The following is a 1,120-nucleotide window of genomic DNA, read 5'->3' as shown; positions in this document are numbered from 1 at the left end:
GTGCTGGCGGGGCTCGCGGGCGGCGGGCTGGTGGCCGCGTTCCTGGCCCGCTGGATCGGCGGCGTGGTCAACCTCGGCACCGCGCACGTCGCGGCGCCGGTCGCGGGCGGGCCCGCCGTGCCTGGGGCGCTGGAGCTGACCGCGCCCGGCGTGCTGGTCGCCTGCCCGCTGCTGGCCGTCGGCCTGTACGGCCTGCTCCTGGGCCTGGGCCTCTACCGCGACGATGAGCCCCCGCTGCCCTCTCCGCCGCCCTTGTAGGCCACTGTGGCCGGGCGCGGTGGTCCGGTCAGCCGAGCAGTGGCGGGCGGCGGGCCGCGTGCCCGGTGGCGGCCTCGAACGCCGCCGCCGCCCGCAGCACCCCCGCGTCGCCGTACGGCCGGCCTACGATCTGCACCCCCACCGGCAGCCCGCCCGGCGTGAACCCGCACGGCACCGACGCCGCCGGCGCGTGCAGCACGCTGATCCAGTACGCCGACCGCATCCACGCCAGGTAGTCCGGCATCGGCACCCCCGCCACCACCGTCACGTGCGGCTGCTCCACCGGGAACGGCGGCACCTGGCTGACCGGGGCGATCAGCAGGTCGTAGTTCGCCCAGAACGCGCTCATTCTGCGGAACAGGCCGGTGCGCAGCCGTTCGGCCCTGGCCACGTCGGCCGCGGTGAGCGCGCGCCCTGCCGTGATGTTCCAGCGCACGTTCTCGGCCAGCTCCGACTGCGGCAGTTCCCCGTAGGCGAGCGCGTAGTACCACGCCCGGTAGATCCGGAAGGCGTCGTCGGCGGCGGAAAGGTCGAGATCGACCCGTTCGACCCGCGCGCCCAGCCGCTCGAAGACCGCGGGCGCCCGCGCGGTGATCGCCGCCGTGTCCGGGTCCACCGGAAGCCCGCCCAGGTCGGGGCTCCAGGCCACCCGCAGGCCGGTCAGGCCGGCCGGGAACGCTGTGGACAGCCCGGTGGACAGCGCCGCGAACTCCGACCCGTCGCCGGGCAGGGTCAGCGGCGAGGACTGGTCGAACCCGGCGATCACGCCGAGCAGCAGCGCGAGGTCGCCGACCGTCCGTGCCATCGGGCCGCTGACGCCCAGGGTGTACCAGGCGGCGGTGGCCGCGGTGGGGGAGGGGAC

The 1,120-nt window shown here is 76.3% G+C and carries 1 protein-coding gene and 1 pseudogene; one reads left to right on the top strand and one right to left on the bottom strand.

The features are described 5' to 3' along the window. Positions 1-258: pseudogene (locus C1I98_RS42370) on the top strand (hypothetical protein); the annotation flags it as partial. A gap of 28 nt (positions 259-286) precedes the next feature. Here C1I98_RS42370 and C1I98_RS39140 read toward each other — a convergent pair. After that, positions 287-1,120: amidase family protein (locus C1I98_RS39140; RefSeq protein WP_267898114.1), on the bottom strand; the 834-nt coding region annotated here is incomplete at its 5' end.

Origin of the sequence: Spongiactinospora gelatinilytica, assembly GCF_003236385.1 — a bacterium.
In the GTDB taxonomy this organism is placed as follows: Bacteria; Actinomycetota; Actinomycetes; order Streptosporangiales; family Streptosporangiaceae; genus Spongiactinospora; species Spongiactinospora gelatinilytica.
This window is presented reverse-complemented; position numbering and strand designations above follow the sequence as displayed.